Genomic DNA, 13,170 nt, shown 5'->3' with positions numbered 1-13,170 from the left:
GCGAAATGAGAGATATGGTGTAAAAACAGCTCAATCATTGATGAGCTGTTTTGGTATTGTTTGATAGCTTTTAAGGACGGGAGGTGCCAGGATTTATCTTACAACGTGTTATTCTTCAACCACGCACATCGCCATTCCATCATGGTATTTATTGCCTACGGTTTGTATGATGGTGGCTGTTATATTTTGCTTTTCCGAAAGTAGCCTGTTCAAACGCTGCACGCCCTGCACTTTTTCGTCTTCGTGGTTCTCATCCAGTATTTTACCTTCACGAATCACATTGTCGGCCACAATAATAGTTCCCGGGCGCGACAGCTTTAGCGCCCATTCAAAATACCCGGCATAAGGGGGCTTATCAGCATCGATAAAGATCATATCGAACGGTGCTGTTCCTCCAGCTTCAATTTGAGGCAGCAGGTCCAAAGCCCGGCCGGTTCGTATTTCAACAATATTTTCCAACCCGGCATTTGCTATATTTTGTTTAGCTATAGCAGCGTATGCAGGTTCATATTCAAGTGTGATCAATTTGCCATCAGCCGGAAGTATCCGTGCCAGCCAGATCGTACTATAACCGCAGCAGGTACCCAGTTCGAGTATCTTTTTTGCATTAACTGACCTGGCCAAAACCTGGAGAAATTTACCCTGGTTGGCCGATACCTGCATAGGCGGCACATCAGCTTCTTCCATGGATCGTACTGTATTTTTCAATACTTCATCCTCCCGGCCCAAAAGCCCGGCGATATAATCATCTACTTTTTCAAAAATTTCATTATCCATGTCAGGAGTATTAGTGGTCAAACAAAAGGGGCACTGCCTCAACCTCAAATTTTTCAGCATCGAAAATGAGCAGGCCGTTGCTAAACTGACTGCGTGCGACGCAGGGTCCATAGATCCATTGAAGATCTCCTGGTAATTTGTATTTCCCAAAGGGGTTCCTGGCAATGCGATCGTAATTACAAATGCTCACACCTTCAAAGTGCATATGCCCCGAAAAACCCATCCGGCAACCGTGCTGACTGATAAAATTCAGGTGATTGTGATATTCTTCAGCCATTTGAGGAAAACAGGTGATGACCCCATGCAGGTCAGGAAACGCGAAATGTGAAAAGAATACTTTATGTCCGTTAAATTCGCGTACCACCTTATCCGGAAGTGATAAGAGGTATTCTCTATCTGCGGCAGTCATCAATGCATTCAACTGCACATCCTCGTATAGAAAAACCCGGTTATCGCTTAGTGCTTTGCGCTCGAAAAAATCAAGCTCATACCAGTTCTCAGGAAAATTGAAACCACCGTCATAAACCGGCAAACGTTTTACCTGGAACAGATCGTTATTACCGATCACCACAGTACTGCAATTGGCTTTTACCATTGCAATGCATTCATGTGCGCTGCGGGTATCGAGGTAATAATAAGCATTCACTTTATACCCGACGATATCGCCAAGGCACACCACTTCATCACACCCGGCATGTTCAAGCAGGGTAAATGCTTTTTTCAGGGCCTCTATATCTTCATGAATATCGCTGATGATGCCGATTTTCATATGCTTTATTTATCAATTGTCCTCAATACTTCCATTGCCGTGTGTTCGGCCTGCAGGTATGGGATATGTTCTGCATAGTTTGCAGTAAATTTATTAATACCGTCCACAAAGGCATAAGATACCTCGGCAAACGATTTTTTACTGTCGAACACAATAATATCTGCCTTTTTACCGACCTCGATACTGCCAATTTCATGATCGAATTTCAGCAGTTTTGCCGGGTTGAGCGACACCATATTGATGGCCTTGCTTGGGCTGATGCCATTTTCTATCATCCTAACCACGCTGCCCAGCATTGTGGGGAAATGGTAATCGCTGCACAAAATGTCCACCAGGTCCTCGTCCAAGGCTTCCACGCAAGACAGGTTGCCGCAATGCGAACCGCCACGATAATAATTTGGCGCACCCATGCACACCCAAAGGCCCAGCTCTTTGGCTTTGCGCGCTGCTTCAAGCGTGGTGGGCATTTCGGATAGTGATCCTCCGTATTCTTTGCCTTCTTCCACGTGGGCGATCGTAGTGTCATCGTGACTGCCAAGTATGTATTTATCCTTAAACGCCTCATAGATCGGCGCACGGTTATTGATATTTCTGGTCAGGTCGATCTGTTGTTTCAGCAACTCAAGGGCTTTTTCCGCACTGATACCAAATGATTGCATGCGCATCTCGATCTGTTGTTCCATTGTATATTGCCTTTCGCCGGGGATATGGTCATTATAGATCACCACATAAAGGCTTTCCAGCTGCTTCATCGACTCCAGGTAATCCAGGATGGCCTGGCAATTCGGATCGATCCTGGCATGCAGAAAATGGCGTACCAGCAATGAGTGCCTGGCTTTATCGATCTGTTGCGAAAGACTAAGCGCCTCAGGCAGGCTGCGGCCTTTTTTCTCATTATCAGTAAAGCTCACCGCGCTGAATACCGTGGTGATACCGCATGAGGCCGCACGCGCATCCATAAAATGCAGGGCAAAAGGCAGCGGGAACGATGCGCCTGACCGTGGTTGCAATTCCTTTTCTAGGTAATCAGTATGTATGTCGATACAGCCGGGAACCAGCCACCGGCCCTTCAGATCGATGCCATCGGCATAGGTTTTGTCCCTGGTTATGGCTACGATGATGCCGTTTTCGATTTCGACTGTACCTGTAAAATTTTCAGAAGGGGTAACAATCCGGGCGTTTGTGAGCAGGTGTGAATTCATGCGGAAGAGGTAACTTATCGCATGTAAAATTAGGCCTCAAATATTAGCGGGATATTAGGCATCTATAAGGATAGCTTTAATTTCTGGTAAGGATACCGGAATTTAATTTGCAATTGATATTAACCTTGTAGGTTTGCAATATGACCGATATCAGCACGCTCAAAATAATTGATTTCGATCCGTTTACAGCCGGCGAACAGGACTGGGAAGCGTATTTTGATTTCATGATATCAGTGACAGAAGAACAATCCGAATTCGGCCAATTCAGAATTTGGCTGACTAATCGCGCAAAAGAAAAAAACTACCTGTATAAATTGGTCTACGACCGAAATGTGCTGATAGCAAGCATGGAGTTCGCCTTAAAAAAGAGAAATGATGATGGCGTTATAGCCTCCGTTGTGATCGATTGCGGGCTTGTCAAGTTGCCGGAAAAATTTACAGTATTGCTTAGCGGAACATTAACCCGGTTTAGCGATGTTCATTCATCCGATATCTTTCGGATAACCGTCACTAATCCTGCCATACAAGAGATAATGGTATCAATGGGAGCGAGATTATGCAATACATTGAACTTTTACGAGTTCTCGCGTCAAGGCGTTAATCAAAACTTATTGAATCATTGGATTCTGGGTAACAGCCCGACCCGTCTGGGCCTGTTGGTGGATCGGCACGATTATGTCCCGGAAAATTTATACGGACCCTTTGCATCACTAATGACGGAGCTGATGAATGATATCGCCAGGGAAGATAGTAGCGAAAAGTTCATAGAAACGCCTGAAGGGGTTAAAAATAAGATGGAACAGTTCAGAAAAAACAATGTCAAAATGCTGACGTTCCTATTGTCTGATCCCCCACGGAAAATTGATTGGTATGTCGATATTGCAGCTCAATCCCGGTTCGGCGGTTGCTAAACAGCAAATGACCGGCGTGATAAAGGCATACAGGAATAAAAAGCTGGCAACTTATCTGAAAGCAATTATTACGTCAGAAGCGTTTGCGCGTTTTCCGGAAATAGAAAAGATCGAGACAAATTGTTATAGTGTCAACACCCCAATCATTCATTTAAATAAGAGATTGGGATATAAACTCAGGAAAAGATCGTTTCAATTCAACTTACCTGCAGAGCATGTGAAAGCTTTGACCAGCTAAAGCCTTCCGCCAAGAAACAGTTATTAATCTATATCATATTTCAGCGAAAAATCTTCGGCGTTTAAGTGTCTGAAATCATACAGGGCATCTATCAATTGCTCGCGGCTCCAATCCCACCAGGCAATTCGTTTTAATGCCATTTCGACCTCCTCTGATACACGCCGCCTGATCGGTCTTGCAGGATTGCCTGCTACGATCATATAATCGGGTACATTCTTAGTCACCACGGAACCCGAACCAATGATTGCACCCGTTCCTACAGATACGCCGGGCATCACAATAGCGCCGTGGCCTATCCAAACATCGGGCCCTAAAACTACGCGATGCTGGTTGCGCCAGTCGCTTACTTCGGTATCATCGTCATGTGCCATAAAGTGCGATTTGGAACGATAGGTAAAGTGATGCAGCGAAGCGCGCCACATAGGGTGATTAGTAGGATTGATGCGCACATGCGAAGCGATATTGGCGAATTTCCCTATCTCAGCATTGAATATTTCCGCATCCCTTATCATATAGGAATAATCAAGAATATCAGACGATAAAACCTCGCAGTGCTGCCCGACTACCGTCCAGGCCCCCATGCGACTATCTTTAACCAATGCTGTTTCGTGTATCCAGGGTGCTTCGGTCATCGGGCGCGGACCGCGCCATGGGTCGGCAAATTCGCCGTGGTCAATTGATATCATAGCGTTTAATTATAATCGGATCGTATCCCGAACTTAAATATTTTTCCAAATCTTTTTTACTTCAGCTTTTCATCACCCAGGATACGGCGGCGGAGGTAATCGGAAAGTCTTTCCGTCAGCACCACCAAAACAATGATAATGCTGATAGAAGCCGTCATGTCCTTATAATGCAACACACTTTTAGCCAACTGAAATTTGAAACCGATACCGCCTCCGCCAAAAATGCCCAGGCTGATAGCTGTGCGCATGCTCACATCAAAAGAATACAGCAGGCTTGCGATAAGCGACGGCAATATCTGCGGAATGATAGAATACCGGATCACCTGCATGCGTGAAGCACCTACTGAATAGATGGCTTCTCCCGGGGCTTGTTCGGCATTTTCGATAACATCTACAAACAGTTTTCCAAAGGTGCCGATGATGGTAAAAACCAGGGTCAGCATACCGGCAAAAGCTCCTGGTCCCACGGCAATTACAAACACCAGTACTACTACCAGCGTAGGCATTACCCTAATTAATGATATAATGGCTTGCGTTACAAGGCGCACAAACTTGTATGGCATGGTATTGGACGCAGATAGGAACGCAAGAAGAATGGCTATTAAACCACCGTAAAGCGTCCCTAAAAAAGCCATGGATAGTGTCTCCAAAATGGCATAACCTGTTGATGAGTTCTCAGTTAGCGACTGGTAGTTGGGCGGGAACATTTCGGCTAACAGATCGCGCACAAAATGGAACTCGGTAAAAATAGCCAGCGGGTTAAAATTAATACAAATACAGGCGACAGTAACTACAACAGCCGTAATGCTGAATATCGTTCCTCTTTGTTTAAATTTTTTCGAAGGAAGGATTTGATCTCGAAACGGAACAAGGTATAAGAGATCAGGTTAGGCATGATCTGCGGCATAACGCCAAAGTTGATGACCTGCAACTTATTGGCCCCAACGGACTCTATGGATTCGAGCATCGTACTATCAAGCTCTTCTATCGTATCAGCAAGCAATTTGCCAACCATTCCTATACAACCCAGCGCAAGCGCAACAACGCCCGACATGGCGCCGAGGCCATAAGCAGCAATGAGCAATAAAATGATCACGATCTCGGGCACGGAACGCTCAAAGCCGATAAAGAAGCGGGCTATATTGCGTACCCACTTATGCGAAATGTTGGATGCAGCCAGCATAGCAAAAAATACAGACATGATGGTACCGAACACCGTTCCAAGAAAAGCGATGAGGATGGTTTGCAGGGCCGGCCCGATCATTTCGGAGAATGCGTCCCATTTAGGGGGAAACATATAAGCCAGGAAAGAAAAGCCTTTGGTCAAACCGGTGAAAAGCTTATCAAAGGTTGCCCCGCAAACAATTGCAGCCCCTTCAGCCACTATAAGTAGTGACACAATGGGTATGATCAGTTTGCGGTATCGTTTAAAACTATACTTGCTAAGATTCATAATAAACGCATTTCAGCTTCAACCATAGAGGGTTGCCCGTTGTATTCATACTGATCGAGCTGGCCCAGTTCTTCACCGTAAATTTCTTCAAGCTTTTTGTTGGAAAGCTTAGGGTCGCCGTCATAGATCACTTTACCATCCTTTATAGCGATAACACGGGTGCAATATTTGGCAGTCATTTCGGGCTGATGGAAAACACCCACCACAGGAATATTTTCAGACAAGGGCCTAATCAGCTTCATAATGGTTTTGGCGTTGCTCGGGTCGAGGTTAGAGATGGGTTCATCAGCAAGCAACAATGTTGGCGACTGGAAGATGGCCCTGGCTATGGCCACGCGCTGCATTTCGCCGCCGCTCAGGCTGCCTGTGCGGTTACCGGCCATATGCGCGATCTTTACTTTGTCTAACGCCTTTACCGCTTCTTCGGCCTCATCGTCGGTAAAGCCATAAAATAAACTGCGCATCGTATTCATCTGACCCAGCCTGCCGATCATCACATTTTCAAGTACCGACACGCGCTTAACCAGGTGATACCCCTGGAAAATAACCCCGATACGCTGCCGCACCTGCCGTAATTCACGTTTGCCTATTTGACAGATGTCGTGTTTTTTACCGTGTTCGTCCTGAACGATCACCGAACCGGAATCGGGTTTCAGCAAACCATTCAGGCAGCGCAGTGTCAGCGTTTTGCCTGCACCGCTTGGCCCCAGGATGCCTACAAACTCACCCTTTTTTACTTTAAAGCTGATGCCATCAAGCAGCCTGCGACCGTTGGGCAATGTTTTGGTCAGATCTTTTACTTCTATCATGTCCTTGATATTTAGTTACCAATATTAATGTCCTTAATACCCCCGGCTATTTTCCGTAAACCGTTGTACATTGAATCCTGTACAGGCATATAGGATAAATTTTCGGAGTGGGTGTAATAAAGTTTGGTATAGGTCCTGAACAGGCTGGGGTTGTCTTTTGCCATGTTGAGATAAAGGTTTTGTATCTTCTTGGCAAAATCTTTATTCAAGTCGTTCCTTACCACAATAGGCGAGGAGACGATAGGGTCCGATTTCCAGAGTATCTTAACCAGGCCCGGTTTCAGAACCCCTCTTCGGAGCAGCAGGTCAATTCCATATTCCTGGGCCGAGCAGCCCACATCGATCTTGCCTGAGGCCACTGATAATATGCTCGCGGGATGCGTACCCGCAAAGATGGTTTGCTTAAAGGAACTATCTGGATTTAAGCCGATAGTAGCCAGGTAGGCTCTTGGGATCAGGTGACCTGATGTTGATGCAGGATCAGCAAAACAAAGCGTCAGACTTTTAGCCCGTGCTTTCAGATCATCTATCGAATTGAGGTGGGTATAATTATTAGTGAAGATGACGCTGTGATAAAGGTGCTGTTTGCCGTTCTCGCCCATGGTAACGATAGGCGTAATATCGTGTGTTTTCGATCCCAGAACATACGAGAAGGGACTCATATAAGCCACGTGAACCTTTTTGGCCCGCAACGCCTCGATCACCGCTGTATAATCGGTGGCATAAAAGAAATTGACATCCATACCCAGCTTCTTTGCGAAATAGTCACTCAGCTTTATAGATACAGACTTCACTCCCTGTGGATTGTCACCACCCGTATAAATGGCTATCATTAGTTTACCCGGCATGCCATTGGAATCGAGCGCGTTACCATTAGGTCTGCATCCGGTAAATACAGTAAGCACAGTAACAAAAACAAGGCTTATCAGTAGCGCTCTCATATAGTTATTAGTTGAGTTTAAAATCTTTAATGTTTCCGGCCAAATGGCGTAAACCATTATATTGCGAATCCGGCGCAGCCACATAGGATATTTGCGTTGCATTCGGATAGTATAATTTGGCGTAGGGGTATAAAGCAGCAAAATCGTCGTGGGCTACGCTCAGGAAAGCGTCCTGCATCTTTTTAATAAAATCTTTGTTCAGGTCGCTGCGCACGGTTATCACGTCATTTGCAATTGGCGGCGATGTCCATAGAATAACAGCCTCCTCCCGTTTCACGATGCCTTCCCTGATCAGTTTATCAAGAGACAGGTCCCCGGAAGTACAACCCAGATCGATCTTGCCCGATGTAACACTTAAGATCGAAGCAGCATGGTTACCGGCAAAAATGGCTTGTTTAAAAGCGACATCGGGATTAAGGCCGATACTATTAAGGTAAGCCCTCGGCACCAGGTGCCCCGACGTGGATGCCGGGTCGGCAAAACATAATGTCAGGTTTTTGGCGCGGGCCTTTACATCGGCCATGGTTTTTAGCCCGGTTTGCGGGTTAGTCATGATGATGCTATGATAAGTTGTTGGCTTGCCGTTCAGTCCCAGTGTTGCTATGGGAGTAAACCCGGGCTGACGTGTGGCTATGATGTATGCAAAAGGAGTTAAATTAGCTATGTGAACTTTTTTTGAACGCATAGCCTCTATAACCGCACTGTAATCGGTTGTGTAAATAAACTCTACATCCATGCCCAGCTTTTTCTGCAGATATAGCCTCAAAGGCTCCATTGCAGATTTAGTTTGCCCCGGGTTATCGCCCTGGTACATGGCAAAAACAAGCTTGCCCGGAACGCCATTGGCATCTAATGCCGCTTTGTTCCGGCATCCCAAAAAAGCCAAACACGTCATCAGCAACAGGACAAAGGCGATATTTGCTTTTTTCAGTGCCATAAATCTCAATTGGTTTTAAGGTCCCTGATGTTTGCCGCCAATTTCCTGACACCGTTAAACATCGAATCTTGTGCCGGTATATAACAAAGGCCGCGGGGAGCATTTACATAAAGAAAACGGAGATAATTGTCGAATATCTCCGGGTGTTTTTTAGAGAGGTTAAAGTAGAACTGTTTAATCTTTTCAGTAAATGCCGGGTTAATATCCTTACGGACTACGATAGGACTACCCACGATTGGATCTGACACCCATAAAACCTTGAGTTCGCCTTTTTTGATCAGCCCTTTTTTTACCTGCATATCAATGCCGTAGTCATCTGTCGCACAGCCTACGTCGACTTTACCGGCGGCAACCGTAAGGATAGATGCAGCGTGGCTTCCGGCAAACAGGGTTTGCTTAAATGAGGTTAATGGGTCAAGGCCGATAGATACGAGGTATCCCCGCGGTACAAGGTGGCCTGACGTTGATGCGGGGTCAGTAAAGCAAAAAGTCAGGTCTTTTGCCCTGGCTTTTACATCGGCCATGCTGTTGAGGCCGGAATTCGATTTAACAAAAATATTGCTGTGATAGGCAAACTCTTTGCCGTTTTGGCCGAGGATTGCAATAGGGTCAATGTCCTTATGCTGCGCTGCAAGTATATAGGAAAATCCACCCAGGTAGGCGATGTGTATTTTTTTGGCATGAATGGCCTCGATAATTGCAGCGTAATCGGTAGACAGGTAAAGCTGGACCGGGATACCGAGCTCCTGTTCCATAGCTTTGCATACGGGCTCCAGCACCTCCCGTGTGTTTGCCGGATTTTCGCCGCCAAACTCCCCGACAATGATCTTGTCAGGAATTCCTTTGCTATTCAGGGTTCCGTTGCTCTTGCAACCATTAAGGACGAAAGATAAAAGAAACATCCCCCATAAAACTATCAACCGCACTTTCATCCTTCCCCTTTTCATAGCTTACTTCAGATCTTTTATACCGCCTGCTATTGAGCGTAAACCATTATACATGGAATCCTGCGCCACGATGTACGACCGCTTCTGCGAGTCCTTCATAAATATTTTGATGTAGTTCTGCAGTAGCTCGGGCGCCTCAGTATTCATGTCCAGATAAGCTTGCTGTACTTTTTTGGTAAAATCTTTATTTACGTCGTCGCGCATCACCACCGGGTCGCTTACTATCGGCGCAGAAGTCCATACCACCCTTAAATCGCCATCTTTTAGCATGTTGGCCTTGGTCATGATACCGAAAACAAGGTCGGTGGTGCAGCCAACATCTATCTTTTCCGATTTTACTGCCATGACTGATGCAGCATGGTTGCCGGCAAAGATCACTTGTTTAAATGCAGTGTCGGGATTGAGGCCAATGGTATTCAGATAAGCTCTTGGTATAAGGTGACCGGATGTAGAAGCCGGTTCAACAAAGCAAAAAGTCAGTTTTTTTGAATTCGCTTTTACATCATCCATGCTTTTCAGGTTGCTGTGACCATTCACAATGATTACACTGCTGTAAGTAGAAGGCTTGCCGCCAATACCCAATGTTACGATCGGGGTGAGTTTCATAGAGCGTGTCGCAAGCACATAAGCAAAAGGAGGGATGTCTGCCATATGCACTTTGTGTGCTTTCAGCGCCTCAATCACACCATTATAATCTGTCGAAGTGATCATCTCTACCTTCATTCCAAGCTTTTTTCCGAGGAACTGATATATTTTTTCGCGCGCGGCAGTGAATTGCTGGAAGCCTTCGGCCTGTATAACGGCAACCTCCAGGGTTTTGGGCATACCGTTGCTGTCAACCGAGCCTTTGCTGCCGCAGCTGCTGAGGAACAGGCCCAGGATGGCCGTAAGTACAATTAATGTTTTTCTTGTGCTATGCATATTAACAATATTTGTTAAGGAAGACATCCAGGTCCAGCAGGTCATTGAAGTTTTCTTCCAGTTTTTCCCTGTCCCATTCCCACCATTCGCTGGCCAGCAATTTTTCGATCACCTTATCATCAAAGCGTTTTTTGATCACTTTGGCTGCAACGCCCACTGCTATTTCGTAGGGGCCGACATCCTTGGTCACTACTGCGCCTGAGCCGATGATAGCACCTGTACCTATCTTCACGCCTGGCATAATGGTAGCGCCGTGCCCGATCCATACGTCATGGCCTACAATACATTTATGATCGCGCCGCCATTGGAAAAATTCGGCATCGTCCTCTTCACCCAGGCCATAGTGCACACGGCGATAGGTCATATGATGCTGCGTAACACGCCATTGCGGATGATTGCCGGGATTGATACGCACACTGTTTGCTATGGAGCAATATTTACCGACCTCTGAATAAATGATCTGTACATTGCCAGCGGTGTAACTGTAATCCCCGAAAGTGGATTCTACAAGCCAGGTATCAGCGCCTAAAGCCGTCCAGGGGCCTATAGAGCTGTCTTTGATATGGCATGAAGGATGGATATATGGTTTTTCGCCCAGTTGGGGCTTTTTCTCAGCTGTTAATACTTCCCCAGTTTTTTCTTCGGTTACCTCGGGGAAGCTTTCGTAATGTTGCATGGTACGAAGAATTAAGCGTTTATATTAAATGGGTGGGATAATTGTCCTTCATTATAAACTCAGCCAGGTGATGGTATCTCCTGAGACCGGTTTGTGAGATATAGAAGTAATTCTCCTCTTTTTCCAATGCCTCATTGATCTCGCTGATCACTACTGACAGGTATTCCTTTTGATTTTTATTTGGGGAGTGCTCAATATAAGCCAGGGTAATGTGGCCGATAAATGGACGTGTCATTCTTACATCCAGTTTGGCCAGGGCTTTATTTGCATAAAATGCATTTCTGAAATCAGTGATCCGGCTGTAATCGCTTTCGTTTTCAATTGTACCCAATATACCTATTGCAGTACCGAAAATACTCAGACCGGCCATTTTCATCCGGATTGGCTCATCTTCAAGCGGCAGAGGTATTTTCCTGAAAGCATCGGCTACCATAAGAGGATATTTGCCTTCGATTCCCTGCTCAAGAATATGCTTTTTGAAACGATCATCAGACAAAGTATTGGCTATAGTTTGATGAAAGCTTTCGGAAGGCAAATAGTAAAAAGCATAACGCGGCAATAAATGGTATTGCAGTTCTTTCTGCACTTCTACCAGGCGCGCTGCCAGGGGTTCGTTCCCAGGGTTTTCATTTAACATCGATACAACTGCAAAACCCTCGTATTCGCCGGGCGTCCACACGCCGTCGCTGTAAAAGAATTTACCCGCAGCTTTGGTGCGAAAAGCCCTGTCGTGGTTTCTTTCGGGTGATATCTCGTATAACTGCCTCGCGTTATACTCATCGAAGGACATGTCCTCAGTCATATCCTCTTTTATTAAAGTCAATTTACTGTAACTCATTGATCACTGATAAGTTATCATTATGCTTTAAACTTTTTAGTTCGTTAATTTTAAATGTAGCATGTGCCACTACCTGCCCTTTAACAATGGTGTGCGTTACCATTGGCAGGTTGTCTTCCAGCTTTACCAATATCAGGTCGGCTTCCTTGCCTTTTTCGATGCTGCCGGTATAATGATCGATCTCAGCGGCCCTGGCAGGGTTTAAGGTAGCCAGGTTCACTGCAACATTTAATGGCATACCATTTTCAAAATGTAATTTAAAAACCGAATGCAAAATAGCTGGTGGATAATAGTCGGAACATAAGGTATCCAGTACATTGTTCATGATCGCGTCCTTTACAACCAGGTTGCCCGAAAGTGACCCGCCGCGCAACACATTTGACGCACCGCCTACCACGTGCATGCCTATCTCAGTCGCACGTTCGGCAGTTTCCATGTTAATCGGGAACTCGCAAATGTCAACTCCCAGGCTGTGCATGTAATTTACTTTTTCAACCGTATCATCATCATGCGACGCAACCGGGATATGCAGCTTTTGGGCATGCGCGATCATGGCTTCCAGCTTTTGCCCCTCTATAATAGGCGCTGATAAGCGGTCGTTCATTTGTTGGATAGCTTCTTCCTCGGTTTTGCCCAGTGACTGGAAAAATTTTATCGCGTGCTCCTTGCTGATCTGTCCCTGGCCCGGCGTGTGGTCCATTACGGAGAGCATGGTGATGCAGCCCTGGTCCATCAATTCAAAACAGGTTTCATAGGCGTGTATGCCGGTCAGCTCGAATCGTAGGTGTATCTTGTTGTTGATCAAAGTCGACCCTTGTGCCAAACGGGCAACTTCTTCAAATACCTCCTTGCGGCTGATCTTGCTGCGTGAATGTTCTTCGGCTGTGCTGTAGCCCAAATGGATCGAATGATAAACCGTGGTAAATCCACATCCGCTCATTTTCCGCTCCAGTTCGCGTAAAGCTACGGCAACAGGAATATCAGCGCCCGGACGGGGAACTATTTCTGCCTCCAACGCATCGGTATGGATATCGATAATGCCAGGCATCAGAATCGAACCTGTAC

General features: G+C 45.9%; 16 protein-coding genes. 2 read left to right on the top strand and 14 right to left on the bottom strand.

Going from position 1 to position 13,170, the window contains the following annotated elements; translation table 11 throughout:
* Positions 1-108: 108 nt before the first annotated feature.
* The 3 genes from VIM89_RS10380 to VIM89_RS10370 are packed head-to-tail and all read right to left on the bottom strand — an operon-like array spanning position 109 to position 2,748.
* Positions 109-777, bottom strand: coding sequence for an O-methyltransferase (locus VIM89_RS10380; RefSeq protein WP_488156077.1), 669 nt, complete (start codon positions 775-777; stop codon positions 109-111).
* Positions 778-787: 10 nt separating this feature from the next.
* On the bottom strand, positions 788-1,546 hold the full coding sequence (locus tag VIM89_RS10375; RefSeq protein ID WP_488156076.1) for a metallophosphoesterase family protein: 759 nt from the start codon (positions 1,544-1,546) through the stop codon (positions 788-790).
* A gap of 5 nt (positions 1,547-1,551) precedes the next feature.
* Positions 1,552-2,748, bottom strand: coding sequence for an alpha-D-ribose 1-methylphosphonate 5-triphosphate diphosphatase (locus tag VIM89_RS10370; protein ID WP_488156075.1), 1,197 nt, complete (start codon positions 2,746-2,748; stop codon positions 1,552-1,554).
* Between the two features lie 140 nt (positions 2,749-2,888).
* On the opposite strand from VIM89_RS10370, the gene VIM89_RS10365 reads away from it, so the two are divergent.
* A complete protein-coding gene (locus VIM89_RS10365) occupies positions 2,889-3,659 on the top strand; it encodes a hypothetical protein (RefSeq protein WP_488156074.1) in 771 nt (256 codons plus the stop codon).
* Entirely contained in the window at positions 3,619-3,897 is a 279-nt protein-coding gene (locus tag VIM89_RS10360) for a hypothetical protein (RefSeq protein ID WP_488156073.1), read from the top strand. The genes VIM89_RS10365 and VIM89_RS10360 overlap by 41 nt, the downstream gene beginning before the upstream one ends.
* A gap of 23 nt (positions 3,898-3,920) precedes the next feature.
* On the opposite strand, the gene VIM89_RS10355 is transcribed toward VIM89_RS10360, so the two are convergent.
* The 11 genes from VIM89_RS10355 to VIM89_RS10305 all read right to left on the bottom strand — a co-directional run.
* The gene (locus tag VIM89_RS10355) at positions 3,921-4,583 is read right to left on the bottom strand and encodes an LbetaH domain-containing protein (protein ID WP_488156072.1); all 663 of its coding nucleotides are present in this window, start codon (positions 4,581-4,583) and stop codon (positions 3,921-3,923) included.
* Between the two features lie 56 nt (positions 4,584-4,639).
* Entirely contained in the window at positions 4,640-5,353 is a 714-nt protein-coding gene (phnE, locus tag VIM89_RS10350; protein ID WP_488156099.1) for a phosphonate ABC transporter, permease protein PhnE, read from the bottom strand.
* 20 nt (positions 5,354-5,373) lie between these two features.
* Positions 5,374-6,036: a PhnE/PtxC family ABC transporter permease gene (locus VIM89_RS10345; RefSeq protein WP_488156071.1), complete on the bottom strand. Its 663-nt coding sequence runs from the start codon at positions 6,034-6,036 to the stop codon at positions 5,374-5,376.
* Positions 6,033-6,845: a phosphonate ABC transporter ATP-binding protein gene (gene phnC, locus VIM89_RS10340; RefSeq protein WP_488156070.1), complete on the bottom strand. Its 813-nt coding sequence runs from the start codon at positions 6,843-6,845 to the stop codon at positions 6,033-6,035. Before phnC ends, VIM89_RS10345 begins: the two co-directional genes overlap by 4 nt.
* Before the next feature lie 11 nt (positions 6,846-6,856).
* Complete coding sequence (locus tag VIM89_RS10335; RefSeq protein WP_488156069.1) at positions 6,857-7,786, bottom strand: phosphate/phosphite/phosphonate ABC transporter substrate-binding protein; 930 nt, start codon at positions 7,784-7,786, stop codon at positions 6,857-6,859.
* Positions 7,787-7,793: 7 nt separating this feature from the next.
* Positions 7,794-8,723 carry a phosphate/phosphite/phosphonate ABC transporter substrate-binding protein gene (locus VIM89_RS10330; RefSeq protein ID WP_488156068.1) on the bottom strand — a complete coding sequence of 310 codons (930 nt, stop codon included), beginning with the start codon at positions 8,721-8,723 and terminating at the stop codon, positions 7,794-7,796.
* Between the two features lie 5 nt (positions 8,724-8,728).
* A complete protein-coding gene (locus tag VIM89_RS10325) occupies positions 8,729-9,670 on the bottom strand; it encodes a phosphate/phosphite/phosphonate ABC transporter substrate-binding protein (RefSeq protein WP_488156067.1) in 942 nt (313 codons plus the stop codon).
* A 3-nt stretch (positions 9,671-9,673) separates the two neighbouring features.
* On the bottom strand, positions 9,674-10,591 hold the full coding sequence (locus tag VIM89_RS10320; RefSeq protein WP_488156066.1) for a phosphate/phosphite/phosphonate ABC transporter substrate-binding protein: 918 nt from the start codon (positions 10,589-10,591) through the stop codon (positions 9,674-9,676).
* Position 10,592: 1 nt separating this feature from the next.
* Entirely contained in the window at positions 10,593-11,267 is a 675-nt protein-coding gene (locus VIM89_RS10315) for an LbetaH domain-containing protein (RefSeq protein ID WP_488156065.1), read from the bottom strand.
* A gap of 19 nt (positions 11,268-11,286) precedes the next feature.
* A complete protein-coding gene (locus VIM89_RS10310) occupies positions 11,287-12,105 on the bottom strand; it encodes a hypothetical protein (protein ID WP_488156064.1) in 819 nt (272 codons plus the stop codon).
* Positions 12,092-13,170: alpha-D-ribose 1-methylphosphonate 5-triphosphate diphosphatase (locus tag VIM89_RS10305; protein ID WP_488156063.1), on the bottom strand; the 1,079-nt coding region annotated here is incomplete at its 5' end. The genes VIM89_RS10305 and VIM89_RS10310, both read right to left, overlap by 14 nt.

The sequence above is a fragment of the Mucilaginibacter sp. genome, assembly GCF_036568825.1.
GTDB lineage: Bacteria > Bacteroidota > Bacteroidia > Sphingobacteriales > Sphingobacteriaceae > Mucilaginibacter.
The sequence above is the reverse complement of the archived record's forward strand: the minus strand, read 5'-3'. Positions and strand labels throughout refer to the sequence as shown.

Excerpts from the sequence above, each read along its gene's own strand:
- VIM89_RS10380 (WP_488156077.1), bottom strand. The coding sequence starts at position 777 with ATGGATAATGAAATTTTTGAAAAAGTAGATGATTATATCGCCGGGCTT.
- VIM89_RS10375 (WP_488156076.1), bottom strand. The coding sequence starts at position 1,546 with ATGAAAATCGGCATCATCAGCGATATTCATGAAGATATAGAGGCCCTG.
- VIM89_RS10370 (WP_488156075.1), bottom strand. The coding sequence starts at position 2,748 with ATGAATTCACACCTGCTCACAAACGCCCGGATTGTTACCCCTTCTGAA.
- VIM89_RS10365 (WP_488156074.1), top strand. The coding sequence starts at position 2,889 with ATGACCGATATCAGCACGCTCAAAATAATTGATTTCGATCCGTTTACA.
- VIM89_RS10360 (WP_488156073.1), top strand. The coding sequence starts at position 3,619 with ATGTCGATATTGCAGCTCAATCCCGGTTCGGCGGTTGCTAAACAGCAA.
- VIM89_RS10355 (WP_488156072.1), bottom strand. The coding sequence starts at position 4,583 with ATGATATCAATTGACCACGGCGAATTTGCCGACCCATGGCGCGGTCCG.
- VIM89_RS10345 (WP_488156071.1), bottom strand. The coding sequence starts at position 6,036 with ATGAATCTTAGCAAGTATAGTTTTAAACGATACCGCAAACTGATCATA.
- phnC (WP_488156070.1), bottom strand. The coding sequence starts at position 6,845 with ATGATAGAAGTAAAAGATCTGACCAAAACATTGCCCAACGGTCGCAGG.
- VIM89_RS10335 (WP_488156069.1), bottom strand. The coding sequence starts at position 7,786 with ATGAGAGCGCTACTGATAAGCCTTGTTTTTGTTACTGTGCTTACTGTA.
- VIM89_RS10330 (WP_488156068.1), bottom strand. The coding sequence starts at position 8,723 with ATGGCACTGAAAAAAGCAAATATCGCCTTTGTCCTGTTGCTGATGACG.
- VIM89_RS10325 (WP_488156067.1), bottom strand. The coding sequence starts at position 9,670 with ATGAAAAGGGGAAGGATGAAAGTGCGGTTGATAGTTTTATGGGGGATG.
- VIM89_RS10320 (WP_488156066.1), bottom strand. The coding sequence starts at position 10,591 with ATGCATAGCACAAGAAAAACATTAATTGTACTTACGGCCATCCTGGGC.
- VIM89_RS10315 (WP_488156065.1), bottom strand. The coding sequence starts at position 11,267 with ATGCAACATTACGAAAGCTTCCCCGAGGTAACCGAAGAAAAAACTGGG.
- VIM89_RS10310 (WP_488156064.1), bottom strand. The coding sequence starts at position 12,105 with ATGAGTTACAGTAAATTGACTTTAATAAAAGAGGATATGACTGAGGAC.